We start from the raw sequence: 17,825 nt of genomic DNA, 5'->3' as shown, positions 1-17,825 counted from the left end.
AGGATGCTCTGAACGGGAACTCAAGCGCCGCCAACCGCTTGAGCGCGCAAACGGTCGCGATTTTGCGCCAACCAGTAGGCTGAGAGGAGCAGCGGGCCGTTGGCGCCTGCCCCGCTTGTGACCCGTTCCATGAAGGCGTCAAAACTCAGAATGTGGCGCTGTATATCTTCGCCCTCCGCCGCTACACCGCCCAAACCTGCCGTAACCTTCGAGAGGTCCGTGATGCCGATATAGCTGTATAAATACTCGGTAATAGCACCGGGGGATGGGTAATATTCCCCAATGAGTTCAAGCTCAAGCGCGGTCAGGCCCGCCTCCTCCAAGCTTTCTCGATGGGCCGCCATTTCAGGGGTCTCTCCGGCATCAACCCGCCCTGCTATTGGCTCAACACTCCACGGCGACGTGTCACCGCGGATCAACGGTCCGACGCGAAATTGCTCAATTAAAAGAACGCGATCCAACACGGGGTCATAGGGCAAAACAGTGACGGAATCGACCATCACAAAGATGGCGCGTTCGATTTCAGGGCTGACGTCGCCATCAAAGCGGCGATGGGTCAGACGCACGTCGTCCAGTGCGAAAAAATGATCATAGGCGCGATTCTGCGCGATGATCGTTACGTCTGTTGTGGAAAAGCGGTTGGTTAACGGCGCAGATTGTCCGCGCAATTTGGAGGCGGCGCGGGCACGGATGACGCCAAAACGCTTACCAACCTCCTTGGGGACTTCGCGGCCAAACGCCGCCATGACTTCGCGCGCGGCCTCAACCGAAATCGGCCCCCAAACCGTTTGCCAATCGGCAAGCGACCACTGCGGACCAGCTTCAATCACTTGTGGGGGCAAATAAATAAGCGCTTCCTGCCCATCGGTGAGCGTCACGCGGTGCACCTCATAGTCAAAACAGGCCTCGTAGAAGTCCATCCGCGCTTGCATCTGCTCTGTAGGGTTGGGCAGGACCACTCCTTGAGCTGTGAGGCCCGCAGCAGGCAATAAGCACGGATAACCCGCGTCTTTGGCCCAATATACACAATGATCTTGCAAGGAAGCGGGCTGGTTTTCAGGCAGCGTCTCATTGCCCAGCACGACTTCAAGAAGCGGATCGTGCCGCAGGGAACCATAGAGAAAAAGGGCTGTCACGGCGTGTCCTAAATATGGGATATCAATTGAATTGGGAAACGTATCAGTTCCAGCGGCGGCTGGCCCATTCCACGGCAAAACCACCAAAAATTCCGCCAAAAACCATTATGGCAATAGGGAAAGGTGTCGCTGCGATCATCGCATATTTGCCCGCGATACTAAACATATCAACGATGGCTTCCATGGGGCCACCATAGGCTTTGCGCATCGACTGATCGATCATCTCGATCCCTGCATGAAGAAACGTCACACAAATGGTGATGGCCACTGCCGTCGTAAGCCCCGTAGAAAACGCAGCCTTATACCCTTCGCGCTGATGGGGGCCTGCGATGCGCCACGCGACAACAAAGGCGAGTGCCGCACTTATGACGGAAAACAGACCAGGATTTTTGTCATCGGGCAGTGTGAAAACAACGAATTCGCAAGCGAACCATGTGACAATCGCGAAAACAACGCCAGCGACTACTCGGGATGCAGAAAGCATAGAAACCTCATTCGTTTTCCACGATTTATGCGGGTTTTGGGCGTTTGGGCAAGGATTTCGCGCGGGCTTTGTGAATGGGCGCGCGAGGGTTGCAATCAAACCACGCCTCGCGCGCGCTATTTTTTAGGCGTTTACGTCCACAACAACGCGGCCTTTGATTTTCCCTTTGATGATATCCGCACCCAATTGCGGTAAATCACTGAGGGTTGCGGGCACCACCATTGCCTCAAGTTTATCAAGCGGCAGGTCCGTCGCAATGCGTGCCCACGCCCGTTTGCGATTTTCAAAAGGTTGCATCACCGAGTCGATGCCGAGGAGATTTATCCCGCGCAGAAGGAACGGAATGACCGTCGCCGGAAGTCCCGCCCCGCCCGCCAAACCTATCGCAGCAACCGACCCGCCATAGGAGATTTGCCCCAGAACACGCGCCAACATCGCGCCGCCAACCGCGTCGATGCATCCGGCCCATTGTTCCGCCTCAAGCGGACGTTTGACCGTTTCGGCGAGATCTTCGCGCGGAACAATCTGGGTCGCGCCCAGCGATTTCAAATAGTCAGCCGTTTCAGGACGCCCCGTGACAGCGGCCACCTGATAGCCGAGATTTGCGAGGATTGCCGTGGCCACAGAGCCAACGCCGCCAGCGGCACCAGTCACCAAAACCGTTCCTTTTTGGGGGGTTAGACCGTGATCTTCAAGTGCCATAACCGCTAACATCGCCGTAAAACCTGCGGTTCCAACGGCCATCGCGGTACGCGGAGTAAGCCCTTCGGGTAACGGCACAAGCCAATCTGCCTTCACCCGCGCCTTTTGCGCGTAACCACCCCAATGCGCTTCGCCCACGCGCCACCCCGTCAAAACAACTTTGTCGCCTGCCTTGTAACGTGCATCGGAACTGTCGAGAACGGTTCCTGCGAAATCGATACCCGGAACATGCGGATAATTGCGCACCAAACCGCCACCCGGCCCTACACAAAGCCCGTCTTTGTAATTGACTGTCGAATAGTCCACCGCGACGGTCACCTCGCCTTCTGGTAGGCGATCCTCGGAAATATTCTGAATACTTGCGCTTGTGGTGCCGTCTTCAAGTTTCTCGACGATTAATGCATTAAACATAGGGGGCTCCTTTAGGGGCTTTGGTTTTTACTCCCAAAACACTGCGCAAAATCATCTGCGACCACAAGCCAAAACCACTTGTAACTCCGCCACACGCGCCCTACATTAAAACTGTCCTTCGGGACTATGGATATAAACGCGCTTGTAATAAGCGGATCGGACCCGGGGGCGGTACCCGGCGACTCCACCAAAATCCTTCTTTGGGGATCATGGGGTCGAAATAGGATCGACGAACGTCTAAAGAGGTTTGCTTTATCTCGGTGAGTTACCACCGTTATCGGTACATAAAAAGCTAGTTGCAAATGACAACGACGCTCCGATGGCTCTAGCTGCGTAAGCAGTTCGAAATATCGAAAACTTAGTCCCCTAGCTTTGCAGCTTTGGGCGGGGTTCGCAGGTACCTGGCAACAGAAACCTGCACTTACTCCCCCTGTATTATTTCTCACGACTTCAAGCGCATTTCCGCTCGATATGGGCAATGTGTCGCGCATTTTTAATCACGAAAATGTCATGGCTTGTTTTTCTTTCTGCACCGGATCAAATGGCTAAAAAAAAGAGTCAGGCAGTCCTATGAGAAACATCGCTTTTATCCTTGCTTCCGCGTCGATACTTTTGGCCGCATCCTCCATCGTGGCAAATGTGCGCAACCCTGAAACGGCGCGTAAAACCATCCAGTATAGCGTGCCCCATACGTTCAATCCTTCGTATGGCGGCTCGTCGTAAACCCACGCTCCCAAGCCCCTCCCGCATCACACAATTTCGGCCCCCGTCAATCCCCGCCTTAACAGCGGCATCTCAACCTGTTACCTCTTGAGAAATCCAGACCGACAGGGCCGAAATGACTCCGACATTCTCCGATTCCACCCGTGTTTTTGCCCGTATCGGGCTTTTGTCTTTTGGCGGCCCTGCAGCGCAAATCGCGGTAATGCACAAAGAGCTGGTGGAGGAGCGCCCGTGGCTGAGCGAAGAGCAATTCCTGTCGGCCTTGTCGTTTTGTATGCTGCTCCCCGGCCCAGAAGCGATGCAACTGGCCACCTATGCGGGATGGCGATTGCACGGGGTGCGTGGCGGCCTGATGGCGGGCGCACTGTTTGTAATCCCAGGAGCGTTGGTCGTATTGGCACTGGCCATATTTTACGCGCTCTATGGCAATGTGCCTCTGGTTGAAGCGCTTTTCCTTGGGGTCAAAGCCGCCGTTGTGGTGATCGTGATCCAAGCCCTGCTCAAAGTTGCCAAACGTGCCCTCAAACACCGCGCGGCATGGGCGATTGCGGCGGCAAGTTTCGTGAGCATCTTCTTTCTGGCACTCCCCTATCCTTTGATCGTAGCGGCGGCAGCACTCGCGGGTGTGGTGTTTTTACCCAAACAAAGCGTGCCCCCTGTGGCAATCACACAACCCAATTCCGCACACCCTGCCCGCACCATCGCGATTTGGGGCAGCCTTTGGCTCTTCCCCCTGCTTTTGTTGCACCTGACGGGGGCAAAACTACTCACGTCCATCGGGTTGTTCTTTTCAAAACTCGCGGTGGTGACCTTTGGCGGCGCCTATGCTGTGCTGGCCTATATGACCCAAGAAGTTGTGGTGCAAAAAGGCTGGATTTCGACGGCGACCATGATGGATGGCCTCGGTCTTGCTGAAACAACGCCGGGCCCTCTGATTCTTGTGACAGAGTTCGTAGGCTTTCAAGCGGCCTTCAATGCAGGCGGCCTCTGGCTTGGAATTGCGGGCGCGATTGTGGCGCTTTGGACAACCTTCATCCCGTGCTTTTTGTGGATTTTCACAGCGGCCCCCTACTTGGCGCAAATCAGCAGCCGCCCGCGCCTTGCTGCGGCCCTGTCGGGCATAACGGCGGCCGTGGTTGGGGTTATTTTCAACCTCTCGATCTGGTTCGCCCTGCATGTCGTTTTTGAGCGCGTCACCCCCACAAGCCTCGGTCCGATCCACCTATTAACTCCTGATTTGCACAGCCTAAACTGGTCTGCAGCCGCCCTTTCTGCCTTTGCTGCCCTCCTCATGCTGCGCTTAAATGTGGGTATGGGCAAAACACTTCTCATCGTTGCCCTCGCGGGTTTCGGTCTGTCATTTCTATAGCTTGCTTGACGATTGCATGAAAAAAAGGCCGCGCGGCCCCTTTTCTTCGCCGAGGGGGCGGCATATGATCGAATTAACTTCACGCGCTGCATAAGGGGGCGACACATGTCTCAATTTATCGACTACGGAAACCTCATGCATGACGCCATGCGCGGTCTGATCCAAAAAGTATTGGAAAATGTGCAACGCGACGGCCTTCCGGGTTCGCACCATTTTTTCATCACGTTTGATACATTGCATCCCGACGTCGAGATCGCGGATTGGCTTTCTGATCGTTATCCGGGCGAAATGACCGTGGTGATGCAAAACTGGTTTGAAGGTCTTGATGTCACCAATGACGGATTTACCGTCAGGATGAAATTCGGTGGCACACCTGAAACGCTCTATATTCCTTATGACGCGATCATCACCTTTGTCGATCCATCGGTCGAGTTTGGCCTGCGCTTTGAAAGCCAAGAACACGACGACGAGACCGAAGACGCTGATGATGCGGAAGCACCAATGGCTGAAGATGTCCCTCAAGAGCCCATCGAAGCCGAAGTCGTTAGTTTGGACTCGTTCCGTAAATAGGTGGTACGCATCTGATCCACCACGCCCCATTTCGGACTATTTAAGCACCACGTTACTCTCTTTATGTTTTGGACACATGTTCAAAACTGGAGATAATCATGGCTAAAATCATCCTCAAACAAACCTACAATGCCCCCGCAGACCGCGTTTGGAAATCATGGGACACCTTTGGTGACATCCAAATTTACAATCCGAACCTAAATTCCTCCTCCCTGATCAACAACAGCAAAGAGACCGGCCTTGGCGCAGAGCGTCGGTGCGATTTTTCCGACGGTAAAAACCATGTTTTGGAACGGATCATTGCGTATAAAGCGGGGGAAAGCATGGAAGTCGACATTTACGACGGTACCGTGCCCCTCAAACGTGCGGTTGCAGGGCTGATTGTAAGAAGCCTGTCACCAAGCCGGAGTGAACTCACCTTCACGATGGATTTCACCCCAAAGTTCGGCCTTCTCGGGGCGTTAATGATACCGATGATGAAGGCGCAGTTTCGCGGTGTTCTGGCAAAACTTCTTGCGGCCAACAAAGACTATGTTGAAAATGGGGTTGAAGTGGTTCGCCCCATCGCGATGGTCGCCTAAAGGCGCGCAATGGAGGCCGACACGGCCTCCATTCGTCTACAGAAGACCTAGCAGCATGGTTGTTCCGAGGGCGATGGAAAACTGCGCAAACGCAGGCCTTTGACGCAGCCCAAAGACCCCCGCCAACGCGACCAAAAAGAAAAACAAATAGGCAAACTAAATCGAACTATACAGCAATTCCGCCGAAAAACCCGCCAGCCCGTGCATTGCGTCAACGTCTCCAAAACCCGTTTTTGCAAGTGTCAAAACCCCGCCGATGAGGCAGCCATACGACCAACATTTCAAACGGGAAATGAGCGTGGGTTTGGGAATAAATGGCGCTTTGGCTCGGGGGGCGACGATATTTGGCATCCGCTTGCGCGTTGCCTTTGAAGGGGGACGCATCCGCGAAGTTGCCCGCCCCGCCGCGTTTTGCCGCGAATGGTTGCGTTCAATCCGTTCCAAGCGGATATAAAAGCTCTCGTGTCCTGTTGTCAAACTCGGCGCCTGCACCTGATCCTCCTGTGCGTTGACACTACCTTTACGATCCCTCTGGTTAATTTTATGTCAAACCGGAGTCGCCGTTTTCGCAGGAATGCGGCCAGTTTGAGACTTTTCCCTAAAACTTTTCTGATTTAACACTGGGTACACACCAGTCAAATTCTTGCCTCCTGCGCGGTTGTGGCAATTGTAATTTAACGGCACGCATTCTATAGAGTGGCAACCCTTAGGCCCTAGGATTTCTCAGGAGAAACTGATGACAGATACCCGCACCGAAACCGACAGCTTTGGCCCGCTTGAGGTCCCCTCTGAGAAATATTGGGGCGCTCAGACGCAACGCTCTTTGATGAATTTCCCCATTGGTTGGGAAAAACAGCCTCTTGCGATTGTCCGTGCCCTCGGGGTGATTAAAATGGCCTGCGCGCAAGCCAACATGACCAACGGCGCGCTGGATGCAACACGCGGCGACGCCATCGTTAAGGCCGCAGGCGAAGTGATCGACGGCAAGTTTGACGACAACTTCCCACTGGTTGTGTGGCAAACAGGGTCCGGCACCCAATCCAACATGAACTCCAACGAGGTCATCGCCAACCGCGCGATTGAAATTCTCGGCGGCGTGATCGGCTCCAAAGATCCGGTTCACCCCAACGATCATTGCAACATGGGCCAGTCCTCAAACGACACATTCCCAACCGCAATGCACATCGGCACCGCGATGATGGCCCGTGATGTTTTGCTCCCCGGTTTGGAAAAACTCCACGCGGCGCTAGAGGCCAAAGTCGTGGAATTCGACGGCATCATCAAAATCGGCCGCACCCACACCATGGATGCAACGCCGCTCACACTGGCCCAAGAATTTTCGGGCTACGCACACCAACTCAAAAAGGGCATCGAGCGCATCAAAGCCTCCCTGCCCGACATTTACGAATTGGCACAGGGAGGCACGGCCGTTGGCACTGGCCTCAACACAACTGCGGGCTGGGGCGAACAAGTCGCCGCAAACATGGCCAAAATCACCGACCTGCCCTTCGTGACTGCCCCCAATAAATTCGAAGCCCTCGCAGCGCATGACGCCCTCGTTATGTTCTCAGGTGCGTTGAAAACTGTCGCCGCCAGCCTGTTCAAAATCGCCAACGACATCCGCCTTTTGGGCTCGGGTCCGCGCTGTGGTTTGGGCGAATTGATGTTGCCAGAAAACGAACCTGGCTCCTCGATCATGCCAGGAAAAGTGAACCCAACCCAATGCGAAGCCCTCACACAGGTCTGCATCCACGTCTTTGGCAACGATGCCGCCGTTGGTTTTGCAGGCAGTCAGGGGCACTTTGAACTCAACGTTTACAACCCAATGATGGCCTATAACATCTTGCAATCTATGCAACTTTTGGGCGATGCTTCCACGGCCTTCACCGACAATTGCGTGGTGGGTATTGAGGCCAACAAAGAGCGTATCGCCAAAATCATGAACGAATCCCTGATGCTGGTAACCGCACTCGCGCCAACAATCGGCTATGACAACGCGACGAAAGTGGCCAAAACAGCCCATAAAAACGGCACGACCTTGAAAGAGGAAGCCATTGCACTGGGCTTTGTGGATGAGGCGACGTTTGATGCGGTTGTGCGTCCGGAAAACATGATCGGCCCCAAACCTTAATGCAAAAATTAATCAACCTCGCCCGCGCACGCAAACAACGTGCGCGGGACGAAAAACGTGCGGATTCGGAGAAAAATACCGCCTCCGCAGGCGTCACAAAGGCGGACCGCCTGTTGCAAGCGACCAAAAACACGCGGGCGCAAAAAATGCTGGATCAACATGTGGTTGATACGGAATTTGATCACGAATAATCGATGACAAGGTGCCTGATCCCTCCAGCCAATTTCATTTTCATGTCTATACGAAATTTTAAGGCTCTGACGTCATTCTCACAGAAGAGCAAAGAATTGCCTCCCCTGACAGATACATCACATGGTGCTGCATCGGCCTTTCCCTTTTGGAAAGAAATGCAAGAATGTGTTGTTTGAATACAAGTGAGATGCAAGGGTTTGGGGAGCGGTTCTAAAGAGGCATTAGGATAAGGGCGGCCACTCCATTGGATTTGGGACGTTGTGTATAATTTATGAGTAGAAGACCTAGAAAACGATCCCTAACATTAAATGGTCACCGAACAAGCGTTTCTCTTGAAGACGAATTTTGGCTGTCGTTCCGCGAGATTGCCGACAAACGTAAAATTCCGATCAATGCATTAGCCGCCGAAATTGACGCCGCGCGTGGGTTGGATATGGGGCTCGCTTCGGCGATCCGTCTGTATATTTTACAGCATTATCGCGCAAATTCCACTATCTCGGGGTGATTTCAAGCCAAATCCCGTCTTTGGCGCGCACCGTAAGATGGGCGACCGGAACGGGAATGTGGCCAGCGACAGGGCTAAACTTAAGCGCCCGTACGAAACTCGCCAACAAGAGCGGCCCTTCAATCATGGCAAACCCTGCCCCCGTACACACGCGCGGTCCTGCAGAAAACGGCATATAGGCCTCGCGCAGGCAGGTCTTCCCGTTTTCGGTTTTGAACCGATCTGGATCAAATTCATCTGGCCGTTCCCAAAGCCGTTCGTGGCGATGCAAATGCCACGGCGACAATACGATCTGAGCACCTGTAGGTACGTCTCGATTGCGAAACTCCTGCGGACACGCGGCCTCACGAACCATCATTGGAACAGGGGGATACAAACGCAGTGCCTCGCGAAACACATCGCGGGTCAGGCGTAATTTTCCGATGTCGGAAAACGCAATATCCCGTTCAGGAATAACCTGCGCAACCTCTTCGGCGACGCGGTTTTGCATATCTGGATCGATAGCCAATAGATACAGCGCCCATGCCAAGGCACTGGCACTCGTTTCATGCCCCGCAAGGAAGAAGATGGCCACCTGATCGACCATTTCCTCGGCGCTGAACTTCGCACCGGTTTGCGGGTCTCTGGTGGTCATAATCTTGGTCGCCAAATCATCCGGCGCGGTCCCTGCCGCAATTTCACCCGCCCGTTGAGCAACCAGATCGCCAATCAACAACCGAATGGCACGCGCCGTTTTTTTGGTGTTTCGACGGTGAAATCGCGGCATCCATCGTGGAAGCGGCACAAAGGCTGCAAGGTTCAAGATCGGCTGATTGCGTTGATAGGCGCGAAATTGAGTGAAAACTTCGGCCGCGGTGCGGTGGGTGATCGGAATAGAAAACAACGTGCGAAAAATGATATCCGCAGCCACAAAGCTGGCGGCTTCCTCTATCTCAATTTCCCTTGGTGCCATCTTGAGCAATCTTGCCACAGCATCTTCGCAAGCCGCGTTCATTGCGCCAAAGGTATCGCGCAGACGCCCACCTTCAAAAGCCGGATCAATAATGCGTCGCTGTTGTTTCCAGACTTCCCCATTGGTCAGAAAAACCGAATTTCCAAGAATAGGTTTCAAGCCTTCACGAATGCGATCCGACTTGGGAAAATGTTCGGGATTGCGCTTAAGAACCTGCGCAATCAACTTAGGATCATTGATGAGAAACGAGCGGAAAAAAGGTGTTTTGAACTCGGCCATCCAAGCGCGATACAATTTCGCGGGTTGTGCAGAGAGGATATCACGCCGAAACGCACGCGCGTATTTAAACAGGCTTATTTTCTCCGCGCGGGCTGTGGGTTTGGGAGGTGTGACGGTCATACGTCGGTGTAACCCGAGGCCGCGACATCAAGGCGTGAACGAGAGGCAGGACGGTCACGATAACGCGCGCTCAACGTTTTTGGGCCCGCTGTAATTTGAAAATAGTCATAGTCTTTGGGACGATCAAAGGCGCAAAGATACTGAAAATGCAGGCGGAAATACTTTCGTTTCAACTCTTGCCACCGTTCGGGGCTAAGCGATTGGGTGAATGCCGCCGAGAACACAAGCGGCCAACGCGCCTTTTGCGGGGCAACCCCAGAGACGGCAACGGGGTCACACAGAGCAAACGAGCAACCATCGCCCGGCGCGGTAACGTCGACCCACGTAATATCGGCGCGCGTTGAAAGCATCGCCAAATCACCGCGTAATCGTGTCGCCTTGGGCAGAAAGCTCACCATCGGAACCACGTGTCCAAGGGTCAGCAATCCAAGGACATGGCCCCGTTTTGGCCCTTGATTTGCCCGCAACAAATCCGCAACAATCGACACCGCAATATGTGCGCCAGAGGAATGGCCAACGATCAACACCTCGTCGTAGTTTTCTGTAAGCGCCTGTGCAATTTGGGCGCGAAACGCTTCGAAACGCTCCTCCATTTTTGGCGGATACGCCCCCCAGTTTTGCGCCGTATGCGCGAAATCATGCATCAGATAATAGGCGTAAATCTTGCTATCGCGCGCATGGAACCAGCGCAAAATATAGATAACGATGGGGATAAAAGTCACCCATCCGGCGCGGGGATAAACATAGGTCGATAAAATCGAGCCAACAACGGACGCGAACGTGATAGCCCCAAGAAGTTGCACGCTAAGGATCGCGATCGGGTATAATGCGGCAATAATCGGCCCCTTGCGCAGCCACATAAGCCGCCGAAGCGCCCCCGAATATATGTAAATCCACGACGTGATCAGCATCTGCCAATAGGTCGCCACAATCCCGTGCCCCATCGACGACTTCACAATATCTGACCACACCAGCACAGAGACGTCCGCGGTCACTTGTGCGCCCTCTATTGTCGCAGTTGCCGTCCAGCCGAAGGGGCCAGAACTCCCTATTTTCCCTTTTGTTTCAATATTATAACCAGAAATTTCAGCTTGTTTCATCGCTTCTTTGCGGTAGAGTTCGCGGTAGCGCCGTGGGTGAAAGGGGTCATAACCAGGAATATAAAAAACACGCCTGCGTTTAACGACAACCGATTGGGCTGAGTTTTGGTTTAATGAGGGTAGCTTTGGCGATTCGGACTGCGACAAGGGAAGCCTTAATTGTTCATTGTTTACTTAATCTAGACAAGAAACCTGACAAAAATAAGCCCCTCCTTGTGGAAAATTCAATTCACTTGAAACAGGTTATAGACTCAGGAAGCACAGGCCGATAAATTCTGCGGATGAATGTAGATTTTACCCTTGATGCCCTTGGGCTCCTTTGCCCTCTGCCCGTCCTCAAAGCTCAAAAAGCTTTGAAATCAATGGCTAAAAACCAAGTCCTAAGCCTTCTTGCAAATGATCCGGCCGCGGAAATCGACGTTCCGCATTTTTGCAGTGAATCCGGCCATGAGTTTCTGGGGCAAGAGACCGCAAATGACGGAACATTCTACTTCATTCGACACAAGTAATTCCAACGCGCGTCGTTGGAATATTACCAGATAATTTTCAGAAAATCATAAAATGAAGCGTGTTATTAATTTTTAGGGTTCAAAACAGATGTCACGGAGCCACGGCTTCGAATTTGTCTAAGAACGAAAGAGAGTTAGTAAATGAACGCGGACGCAAGGCACGGTGCTTTTCAGAATGTGATAAATATTTCACAAGGTGAACACGCTGTTTCGTCGGCCGAAAACGACCTGATTTCAACGGTTTTGGGATCATGTGTCGCGACCTGCCTTTGGGATGAACAGGCCGCAATTGGTGGAATGAACCATATATTATTGCCCCAAGATCTCTCGACAACATCGATTTCACAAATGCATGGCGTCAACGCCATGGAAGTCTTGATAAACGCGATGATCAAATCTGGCGCTGTAAAATCGCGCATTCGGGCAAAACTTTTTGGCGGCGCGCGGATGGTCGCTGGATTGTCGAATATCGGCGAGCGAAATGCTGTTTTCGCCCAAGAGTTTCTTCGGGGAGAGGGAATTCTTTGCGAGGCCAAAAACCTTGGGGGCACCATGGCACGTCGTATTCAATTTTGGCCTTCAAGCGGTCGCGTTTTACAAAAAATTGTTGGAACGTCACCCGTTGAACAAGTTGTTGTTGCCGCTCCGGCGAATGATGTGGAGTTGTTTTAAACACCTCAACGCGTCATCCGTTCAAAGGGCATAACTTCTTACTTGAGGAGCGCTGGACGTACCGCTAATTACTCCAAAGGCAGGATGGATAACCGTACCCCCACCGCCACGACAATCCGCTACAGGGGCCGCCGCCCAAACGAACCGCTTGGTACATTCCTTTGGCGATTAAGGTGTAGGCCTGATCAACGACGCTTGTGTCGATTGAAAACTCTTCGGCGAGAGTGTCGCGTCGCTGAACGCCGTCCTGCAATACACACTGCATCAATGTTTTATCCGCATTCAAACGCGCATTGTAGCTTTCAAACGCGGTCTGTGTATCGCTCGCATTGTAATACGCTTGGTCATGGACCACACAACACGCCTCCCACGGCGGCGATTCTGAATAGTTTTCAGCGAACCCTGGTATAATCTGGGCCACCGGCGCCCAAGTCGCCGACATCCCGCCACTACACCCGTCGGTTGTGAAAGGCGCGATCGAAGTCGCTGGGTCCCTTCTAAGCCGTAGCAGTTTTTCGTGGTGCGGCGTTTCAATCCACCGACCGACCTCCTCCCAAGTGCTCTCAGGTTGGATAGATTGTTCTGCAACGACTGGAACCCCGATGCAAAACAGCCAAGCAACCAAAACGGATTTACGCATCTGTGCTATCAGCGATCAAATTCAACGGGGACAACTGGATAAAGTCTGCAACCCAAAGCACCAAACGTTCCGCAGCCGTGAGGTCGTTGTTATACTCCAAAACGCGGCGCGCGAGTGCGGGATCATTCGTGATCAGCCCATCAACCCCCATCGTGATCAAACTTGACATTTGCACGGGATCATCAACCGTCCATGCATACACATCCTTGCCTTGCGCATGTGCCCGACGAATGAGTTGTCGTGAGATTTGTCCCGCGTTCAAAGCTAGAAAATCGGCCTCCAAACGGGCGACATTCCCCACAGACTTTGCGGCCAACACACCAACAGTCCACGAGGGACGCATTGCCTTAAGCTTCAAAACTGCAGGGTATTTCAACGACATAAGCGACACCTGCTCTGCCATACCTTCCTCTTCGACGATCCGAATAACTTCGGCTTCAATATCCACATCATGGCCATAATATTTCAGCTCGATGACCACTTTTGCGCGCCCCTTGGCGGCCTGCAGCACATCCCGCAGCAAGGGGGTGCGTTCATCAGCATATTGGGCATCAAACCAACTCCCAATATCTATCGCATCCAATTCCGTGCGCGATACCTCCCATGTTTTGATTGGCTGGTTCGCGAGCTTCATAAAATCGGAATCGTGGGCGATGATCAATTCTCCCTCGGCGGATTCCTGCACGTCGATTTCAACCCAATCAGTACCATCCTCCAGCGCCTTTTCTACGGCGGCCATTGTGTTTTCCGGACGTAAATTCGCAGCTCCACGATGGGCAATAATCTCCACTTGCGAAGTTTTATCGAGTTTCTCAAGCATGGCGCCTGTGAGGAATACTCCCAAAGTCACCACCCCAACGGCGCCAGCGAGTATCGCCCAAAGAGGCGTTTTAAAAGTGACCTCCACGGTATTATCACCAATAGCCTCGCTAAAAGCGGTCTTTGTGGCCTTGGAATAAGTGCGCAAGAGTATTTCGGCCAAGGCCCCATTCGCGAACGCTGAGGCAACCATATAAACGCCTCCCCAAACTAAGAATTCGAGCAGCAGAACGCCAACCATTAAACGTAGATTTATCGCCGCATGATCCAGTAAAACGGACGTCAGTTTGGTGAAGATCAACGCAATTACCGTGAGAATTGCAAAACGGATAAGTGCCCAAAGGGCGATATTGACGACGAGACCGAACCGCTTCCCAGCCAACAATCGGCGGCTTTCTTTAAACGCCAGCCCTACTTTAAGGTCGCGTGCGAGATAAAGATGCAATGCAATCGCCCAGCCAGAAAGAAAAAACAACAGAATCCCCACCATAATAACAAGCAATACGGCGATCATCCCCACCGCACGGATGAACTCGGGCGGCCAATAGGTAAGGTAATAATTGATGTCAAATTCAGTGAGTTTGTTGAGGCCGATCCCAGCGGCAACCACCAGAAATGGTGTGACAATGACAAAAACCCTCAAAACAAGCCCGTTACAAAACCAAACGAGCCTGAAAAAATTGGACAAGACAAAACCGAAGCTTCTTTGAACCGCGACAACTGGATGCGTCGTTTTTGTGAACAAAACGAAGGTCATAGCCGTAAAGTCGAGGACAACCGCAGCAAGCACGAAGCTGAAAACAACAATAGAGATAATAAATCCAATTGGGGACAAAACGAACGCTGCGATATCCATGTCGGTAAGTGCTTTTTGGTTGGACAATTGAATGGCAAGCGCAAAAATAATGCCAAACACTGGACCAATTACGGCAGCGCCGAGCAATTGAAACGTCATATGTACTGCGAAAAGGGACTTAAGATAGCTGCGCGCCACGTCGAAAGCGTTCAGAACCAGTTTTGTATGTGTCATGCACTATCTCTTTTTCAAATCTTAAAATTCAACATCTAGTGAGCGGCCAAAACCCTCCGCGCCAGTTAAGCGTTATTGAGCACTTATTTTCAACTGAAACCATGCGGTTGCAAGTCTGAGATTGACAGGTCTTCCAAAAAAACTTCAAGGTAAGATGCGCAAACGGCGCGAACCAACTGCACCTATGCAGTGTCTCGGGGGATGGAAACTGAAACGTTTGGCGCTTTATTTGGCTGTGACCGCGCTCCTTTGGAGTGCCGCTTCTGGCTCTGTGTTGGCCCAGCAGGCCGAAGTCGTTTTGGATAAAACGGAGAATGAATGTCGCTTGTTTAACATGCGTACCGGCGTTCATCCCGACAATGGCACTGGTGTAACCAATGTAGATGTCTCCATTATCGTCGCTGATTTTCTTGGCGTAAACGACGTTGACCAACAGTTAGACATCGATTTATTTGCAACATTTACATGGGTCGATCCCCGTCTCGAAAGCTACCAAGGGTGTCGTTTTGGCAAAACAGAAGTGTGGTTTCCGCGCGTGGTCCTTATAAATTCTTCCAGTTTGCGTGTCCTAAACCAAAACGCGGCAAATCAGGTCATGGTTGGCGAAGGTGGACAGGTTTTTTATCAGCAACGATATACTGGGAACATCTCAAGCTATCATGATTTGCAACGGTTTCCCTTTGATAAACAAGCTTTTAAAATAAAAATCGCCACCCAAGCCTCCGACGCACGCAACGTTGTCCTAACAGCAAACGTCGAAAATACTTGGATTTCGGATACTCTTAATATCGAGGGTTGGAATGTGCATGGCGTCGAAATTGTGGCAAGCACCTCGCAATTTCGCGCAACAGGTGAAGACCATAGCCTGATCACATTAATCATAAATGCCGACCGAAATCCGGACTATTACCTGTATCGGATCATGCTTCTCTTGATGTTTGTCGTTTTCATGTCGTGGGCAATTTTTTGGATACCCCCCAGCCGGTTCGAATTCCAAATCGGCCTTGGCGCGACATCAATGCTGACCTCAATTGCCTTCAACCTTTCGGTCGCAAACAACCTTCCCCAACTGGGTTATCTTACGATATTGGATATGGCCTTAATCTGGGCGATCTTCCTGATATTCCTTTCGATTGTCGAAGCCCTTGTCGCGGGCCTTCTGGTTATGAAAGACCGTGAGTCTTCGGCGCTCAAACTCGACAAGGTCTGTCGTGTGGTTTTCCCCGCCCTCCTATTTGGTGGATGGTACCTTATTGTTCAAACAGCTTAGTGCGGGTTAATTCGCCAAAATAAACTGGACTAACATCTGTGTTGAGCCGTCCTTAGCGTCTGCAGGTTCTCGGCCAGCAACGATCGGCTCAAGGGCAACGGCCAATTCTTTGCCCAACTCAACGCCCCATTGATCGAACGAATTTAACCCCAGAATCACGCCCTCCACGAACACACGATGTTCATAGAGCGCTATGATTTGGCCCAAGACAAAAGGGGTAAGCTTAGGATAAATCAACGTCGTGCTAGGACGATTGCCGTCAAACACACGATGGCGCGCTTGGCGATCCCTCTCCGTTCCCGTAAGGCCTTTTGCAGTCATAAGGGCCTTTGCTTCGTCAAACGAGCGCCCAATCATAAGCGCTTCAGACTGAGCAAGACAATTCGCCATCAACAGGCGATGTTGATGCGCTAACTCTGGCTCAAACCCCTGTTTTCCCGCCATAAATTCGCAAGGGATCACGCGTGTACCTTGGTGGATAAGTTGGTAAAATGCGTGCTGTCCATTGGTGCCAGGTTCGCCCCAAACAACAGGTCCCGACGGCGCATCAAGACGCGAACCATCCATCGCAACGGATTTGCCGTTGCTCTCCATTTCCAACTGTTGAAGGTAGGCAGGAAGGCGGAGCAATCGCTGCTCGTAGGGCAAAACCGCGCGGGTCGCGTACCCACAGCCTTGATTGTGCCAAATCCCGACCAAAGCCAAAAGAACGGGCAGGTTCTCCGCCAAATCCGCCTCGCAGAAATGGCGATCCATCGCCTCGGCTCCCGAGAGAAACCTATGGAAATTGTCGGCGCCAATGGCAATCATGAGCGGCAAACCAATTGGACCCCAAATGGAATACCGACCGCCAACCCAGTCCTCAAAACCAAACACGCGGTTGGGCGGAATACCAAAAGCACCGGTTTTTTCTTCAGCCGAGCTCAAGGCCGCAAATTGTGCCGCGGGGTCGCTTACCGTTTTCGCCATCCAATCTCGTGCGGTTTGGGCATTTGTCATGGTTTCTATCGTAGTAAAGGTTTTCGACGCCACAAGAACCAGCGTGGTTTCAGCATTAAGTCCTTCTAGGACATCGGAAATATGCGCACCATCAACGTTTGAAACATAATGAATTCGCGGGCCATCGTGAAATGGGGCCATTGCAATCGTCGCCATGACGGGACCCAAATCGCTGCCTCCGATGCCAATGTTAATGACGTCGGTGATTTTGCCCCCCTGCCCTTGAAACGTCCCGTTTCGAACATCCGACGCAAAGGATTCCATCCGCGCAAGAGTTGCAAGGACACCTGGCATTACGTTTTCATCGTTCACGTAGATTGGCCGATTTGCAAGGTTGCGCAGGGCCGTGTGCAAAACCGCGCGCCCCTCTGTTTCGTTGATTGCTTCGCCTGTGAACATCGCCGAACGACGTTCCGCAAGATTGGCGTTTTGGGCAAGCGCCAACAGCATTTCCATCGTTGCCGCATCAATGTTGGTTTTTGAAAAATCAAACAACATCTCGCCGCCATCCGACGGAATTCGGGTCGAGAATTCCTGCGCGCGCTTAGGATCTTGAGTAAACAAATCCGTAATTCTGCGGGATTTTACCGCTTTGGCATGTGTCTGAAGGTCCGAAAAATCAACAGTCATT

At 52.3% G+C, this 17,825-nt stretch carries 19 protein-coding genes and 1 other RNA gene; 11 read left to right on the top strand and 9 right to left on the bottom strand.

The features are described from left to right. Positions 1–20: 20 nt before the first annotated feature. From AB9F27_RS15945 to acuI, 3 genes are all read right to left on the bottom strand, one after another. Complete coding sequence (locus AB9F27_RS15945) at positions 21–1,136, bottom strand: NUDIX domain-containing protein (RefSeq protein ID WP_369757929.1); 1,116 nt, start codon at positions 1,134–1,136, stop codon at positions 21–23. A 43-nt stretch (positions 1,137–1,179) separates the two neighbouring features. After that, positions 1,180–1,620, bottom strand: a complete 441-nt coding sequence (locus tag AB9F27_RS15940; RefSeq protein WP_335584913.1) for a TrgA family protein — start codon at positions 1,618–1,620, stop codon at positions 1,180–1,182. 123 nt (positions 1,621–1,743) lie between these two features. Further along, positions 1,744–2,733 (bottom strand): acryloyl-CoA reductase, encoded by a 990-nt coding sequence (gene acuI, locus AB9F27_RS15935; RefSeq protein ID WP_369757928.1) that lies wholly within the window; start codon positions 2,731–2,733, stop codon positions 1,744–1,746. A 74-nt stretch (positions 2,734–2,807) separates the two neighbouring features. On the opposite strand from acuI, the gene ssrA reads away from it, so the two are divergent. From ssrA to AB9F27_RS15910, 5 genes are all read left to right on the top strand, one after another. Beyond that, positions 2,808–3,155, top strand: a transfer-messenger RNA (tmRNA) gene (gene ssrA / locus AB9F27_RS15930). A gap of 148 nt (positions 3,156–3,303) precedes the next feature. Beyond that, positions 3,304–3,456 (top strand): hypothetical protein, encoded by a 153-nt coding sequence (locus AB9F27_RS15925; RefSeq protein ID WP_335584911.1) that lies wholly within the window; start codon positions 3,304–3,306, stop codon positions 3,454–3,456. Between the two features lie 115 nt (positions 3,457–3,571). Then, entirely contained in the window at positions 3,572–4,825 is a 1,254-nt protein-coding gene (chrA, locus tag AB9F27_RS15920) for a chromate efflux transporter (protein WP_335584910.1), read from the top strand. A 105-nt stretch (positions 4,826–4,930) separates the two neighbouring features. After that, positions 4,931–5,395: an SspB family protein gene (locus tag AB9F27_RS15915; RefSeq protein WP_039002253.1), complete on the top strand. Its 465-nt coding sequence runs from the start codon at positions 4,931–4,933 to the stop codon at positions 5,393–5,395. A 98-nt stretch (positions 5,396–5,493) separates the two neighbouring features. After that, complete coding sequence (locus AB9F27_RS15910) at positions 5,494–5,976, top strand: SRPBCC family protein (protein ID WP_039002252.1); 483 nt, start codon at positions 5,494–5,496, stop codon at positions 5,974–5,976. Positions 5,977–6,132: 156 nt separating this feature from the next. On the opposite strand, the gene AB9F27_RS15905 is transcribed toward AB9F27_RS15910, so the two are convergent. After that, complete coding sequence (locus AB9F27_RS15905; protein WP_335584908.1) at positions 6,133–6,468, bottom strand: hypothetical protein; 336 nt, start codon at positions 6,466–6,468, stop codon at positions 6,133–6,135. Between the two features lie 244 nt (positions 6,469–6,712). Between AB9F27_RS15905 and fumC the strand changes: the two genes are divergently transcribed. The 3 genes from fumC (at position 6,713) to AB9F27_RS15890 (ending at position 8,804) form a co-directional block, all read left to right on the top strand. Then, a complete protein-coding gene (fumC, locus tag AB9F27_RS15900) occupies positions 6,713–8,107 on the top strand; it encodes a class II fumarate hydratase (protein WP_335584907.1) in 1,395 nt (464 codons plus the stop codon). Next, positions 8,107–8,298 carry a DUF4169 family protein gene (locus AB9F27_RS15895; RefSeq protein WP_039002249.1) on the top strand — a complete coding sequence of 64 codons (192 nt, stop codon included), beginning with the start codon at positions 8,107–8,109 and terminating at the stop codon, positions 8,296–8,298. Before fumC ends, AB9F27_RS15895 begins: the two co-directional genes overlap by 1 nt. A 272-nt stretch (positions 8,299–8,570) precedes the next feature. Then, entirely contained in the window at positions 8,571–8,804 is a 234-nt protein-coding gene (locus tag AB9F27_RS15890) for a ribbon-helix-helix domain-containing protein (RefSeq protein ID WP_335584906.1), read from the top strand. Here AB9F27_RS15890 and AB9F27_RS15885 read toward each other — a convergent pair. Next, on the bottom strand, positions 8,791–10,155 hold the full coding sequence (locus AB9F27_RS15885; RefSeq protein WP_335584905.1) for a cytochrome P450: 1,365 nt from the start codon (positions 10,153–10,155) through the stop codon (positions 8,791–8,793). The two genes, AB9F27_RS15890 and AB9F27_RS15885, sit on opposite strands and share 14 nt — an antisense overlap. Next, a complete protein-coding gene (locus AB9F27_RS15880; RefSeq protein ID WP_335584904.1) occupies positions 10,152–11,255 on the bottom strand; it encodes a hypothetical protein in 1,104 nt (367 codons plus the stop codon). The genes AB9F27_RS15885 and AB9F27_RS15880 overlap by 4 nt, the downstream gene beginning before the upstream one ends. A 281-nt stretch (positions 11,256–11,536) precedes the next feature. Between AB9F27_RS15880 and AB9F27_RS15875 the strand changes: the two genes are divergently transcribed. After that, complete coding sequence (locus AB9F27_RS15875) at positions 11,537–11,764, top strand: sulfurtransferase TusA family protein (protein ID WP_335584903.1); 228 nt, start codon at positions 11,537–11,539, stop codon at positions 11,762–11,764. A gap of 141 nt (positions 11,765–11,905) precedes the next feature. Next, positions 11,906–12,436 carry a chemotaxis protein CheD gene (locus AB9F27_RS15870; RefSeq protein ID WP_335584902.1) on the top strand — a complete coding sequence of 177 codons (531 nt, stop codon included), beginning with the start codon at positions 11,906–11,908 and terminating at the stop codon, positions 12,434–12,436. 64 nt (positions 12,437–12,500) lie between these two features. Here the strand turns inward: AB9F27_RS15870 and AB9F27_RS15865 are convergent, their stop codons facing one another. Both AB9F27_RS15865 and AB9F27_RS15860 read right to left on the bottom strand, forming a co-directional pair. Next, entirely contained in the window at positions 12,501–13,076 is a 576-nt protein-coding gene (locus AB9F27_RS15865) for a hypothetical protein (protein WP_335584901.1), read from the bottom strand. Continuing rightward, positions 13,069–14,925, bottom strand: a complete 1,857-nt coding sequence (locus AB9F27_RS15860; protein WP_335584900.1) for a glycerophosphodiester phosphodiesterase family protein — start codon at positions 14,923–14,925, stop codon at positions 13,069–13,071. The genes AB9F27_RS15865 and AB9F27_RS15860 overlap by 8 nt, the downstream gene beginning before the upstream one ends. A 121-nt stretch (positions 14,926–15,046) precedes the next feature. Here AB9F27_RS15860 and AB9F27_RS15855 point away from each other — a divergent pair, with 121 nt between their 5' ends. Then, positions 15,047–16,195 (top strand): hypothetical protein, encoded by a 1,149-nt coding sequence (locus AB9F27_RS15855; RefSeq protein ID WP_369757927.1) that lies wholly within the window; start codon positions 15,047–15,049, stop codon positions 16,193–16,195. Between the two features lie 6 nt (positions 16,196–16,201). Here AB9F27_RS15855 and pgi read toward each other — a convergent pair whose 3' ends face one another. Continuing rightward, on the bottom strand, positions 16,202–17,824 hold the full coding sequence (pgi, locus tag AB9F27_RS15850) for a glucose-6-phosphate isomerase (protein ID WP_369757926.1): 1,623 nt from the start codon (positions 17,822–17,824) through the stop codon (positions 16,202–16,204). Position 17,825: the final 1 nt, after the last annotated feature.

Origin of the sequence: Falsihalocynthiibacter sp. CO-5D18 (assembly GCF_041205445.1) — a bacterium.
GTDB classification, from domain to species: Bacteria; Pseudomonadota; Alphaproteobacteria; order Rhodobacterales; family Rhodobacteraceae; genus Falsihalocynthiibacter; species Falsihalocynthiibacter arcticus.
Note: the sequence above shows the minus strand (reverse complement) of the source record. Positions and strands in the feature narration are given on the sequence as shown.

What these genes read in the sequence shown, in the direction of transcription:
- AB9F27_RS15940 (WP_335584913.1), bottom strand. Translation starts at nt 1,620, where the DNA reads ATGCTTTCTGCATCCCGAGTAGTCGCTGGCGTTGTTTTCGCGATTGTC.
- acuI (WP_369757928.1), bottom strand. Translation starts at nt 2,733, where the DNA reads ATGTTTAATGCATTAATCGTCGAGAAACTTGAAGACGGCACCACAAGC.
- AB9F27_RS15925 (WP_335584911.1), top strand. Translation starts at nt 3,304, where the DNA reads ATGAGAAACATCGCTTTTATCCTTGCTTCCGCGTCGATACTTTTGGCC.
- chrA (WP_335584910.1), top strand. Translation starts at nt 3,572, where the DNA reads ATGACTCCGACATTCTCCGATTCCACCCGTGTTTTTGCCCGTATCGGG.
- AB9F27_RS15915 (WP_039002253.1), top strand. Translation starts at nt 4,931, where the DNA reads ATGTCTCAATTTATCGACTACGGAAACCTCATGCATGACGCCATGCGC.
- AB9F27_RS15910 (WP_039002252.1), top strand. Translation starts at nt 5,494, where the DNA reads ATGGCTAAAATCATCCTCAAACAAACCTACAATGCCCCCGCAGACCGC.
- fumC (WP_335584907.1), top strand. Translation starts at nt 6,713, where the DNA reads ATGACAGATACCCGCACCGAAACCGACAGCTTTGGCCCGCTTGAGGTC.
- AB9F27_RS15895 (WP_039002249.1), top strand. Translation starts at nt 8,107, where the DNA reads ATGCAAAAATTAATCAACCTCGCCCGCGCACGCAAACAACGTGCGCGG.
- AB9F27_RS15890 (WP_335584906.1), top strand. Translation starts at nt 8,571, where the DNA reads ATGAGTAGAAGACCTAGAAAACGATCCCTAACATTAAATGGTCACCGA.
- AB9F27_RS15885 (WP_335584905.1), bottom strand. Translation starts at nt 10,155, where the DNA reads ATGACCGTCACACCTCCCAAACCCACAGCCCGCGCGGAGAAAATAAGC.
- AB9F27_RS15880 (WP_335584904.1), bottom strand. Translation starts at nt 11,255, where the DNA reads ATGAAACAAGCTGAAATTTCTGGTTATAATATTGAAACAAAAGGGAAA.
- AB9F27_RS15875 (WP_335584903.1), top strand. Translation starts at nt 11,537, where the DNA reads ATGAATGTAGATTTTACCCTTGATGCCCTTGGGCTCCTTTGCCCTCTG.
- AB9F27_RS15870 (WP_335584902.1), top strand. Translation starts at nt 11,906, where the DNA reads ATGAACGCGGACGCAAGGCACGGTGCTTTTCAGAATGTGATAAATATT.
- AB9F27_RS15865 (WP_335584901.1), bottom strand. Translation starts at nt 13,076, where the DNA reads ATGCGTAAATCCGTTTTGGTTGCTTGGCTGTTTTGCATCGGGGTTCCA.
- AB9F27_RS15860 (WP_335584900.1), bottom strand. Translation starts at nt 14,925, where the DNA reads ATGACACATACAAAACTGGTTCTGAACGCTTTCGACGTGGCGCGCAGC.
- pgi (WP_369757926.1), bottom strand. Translation starts at nt 17,824, where the DNA reads ATGACTGTTGATTTTTCGGACCTTCAGACACATGCCAAAGCGGTAAAA.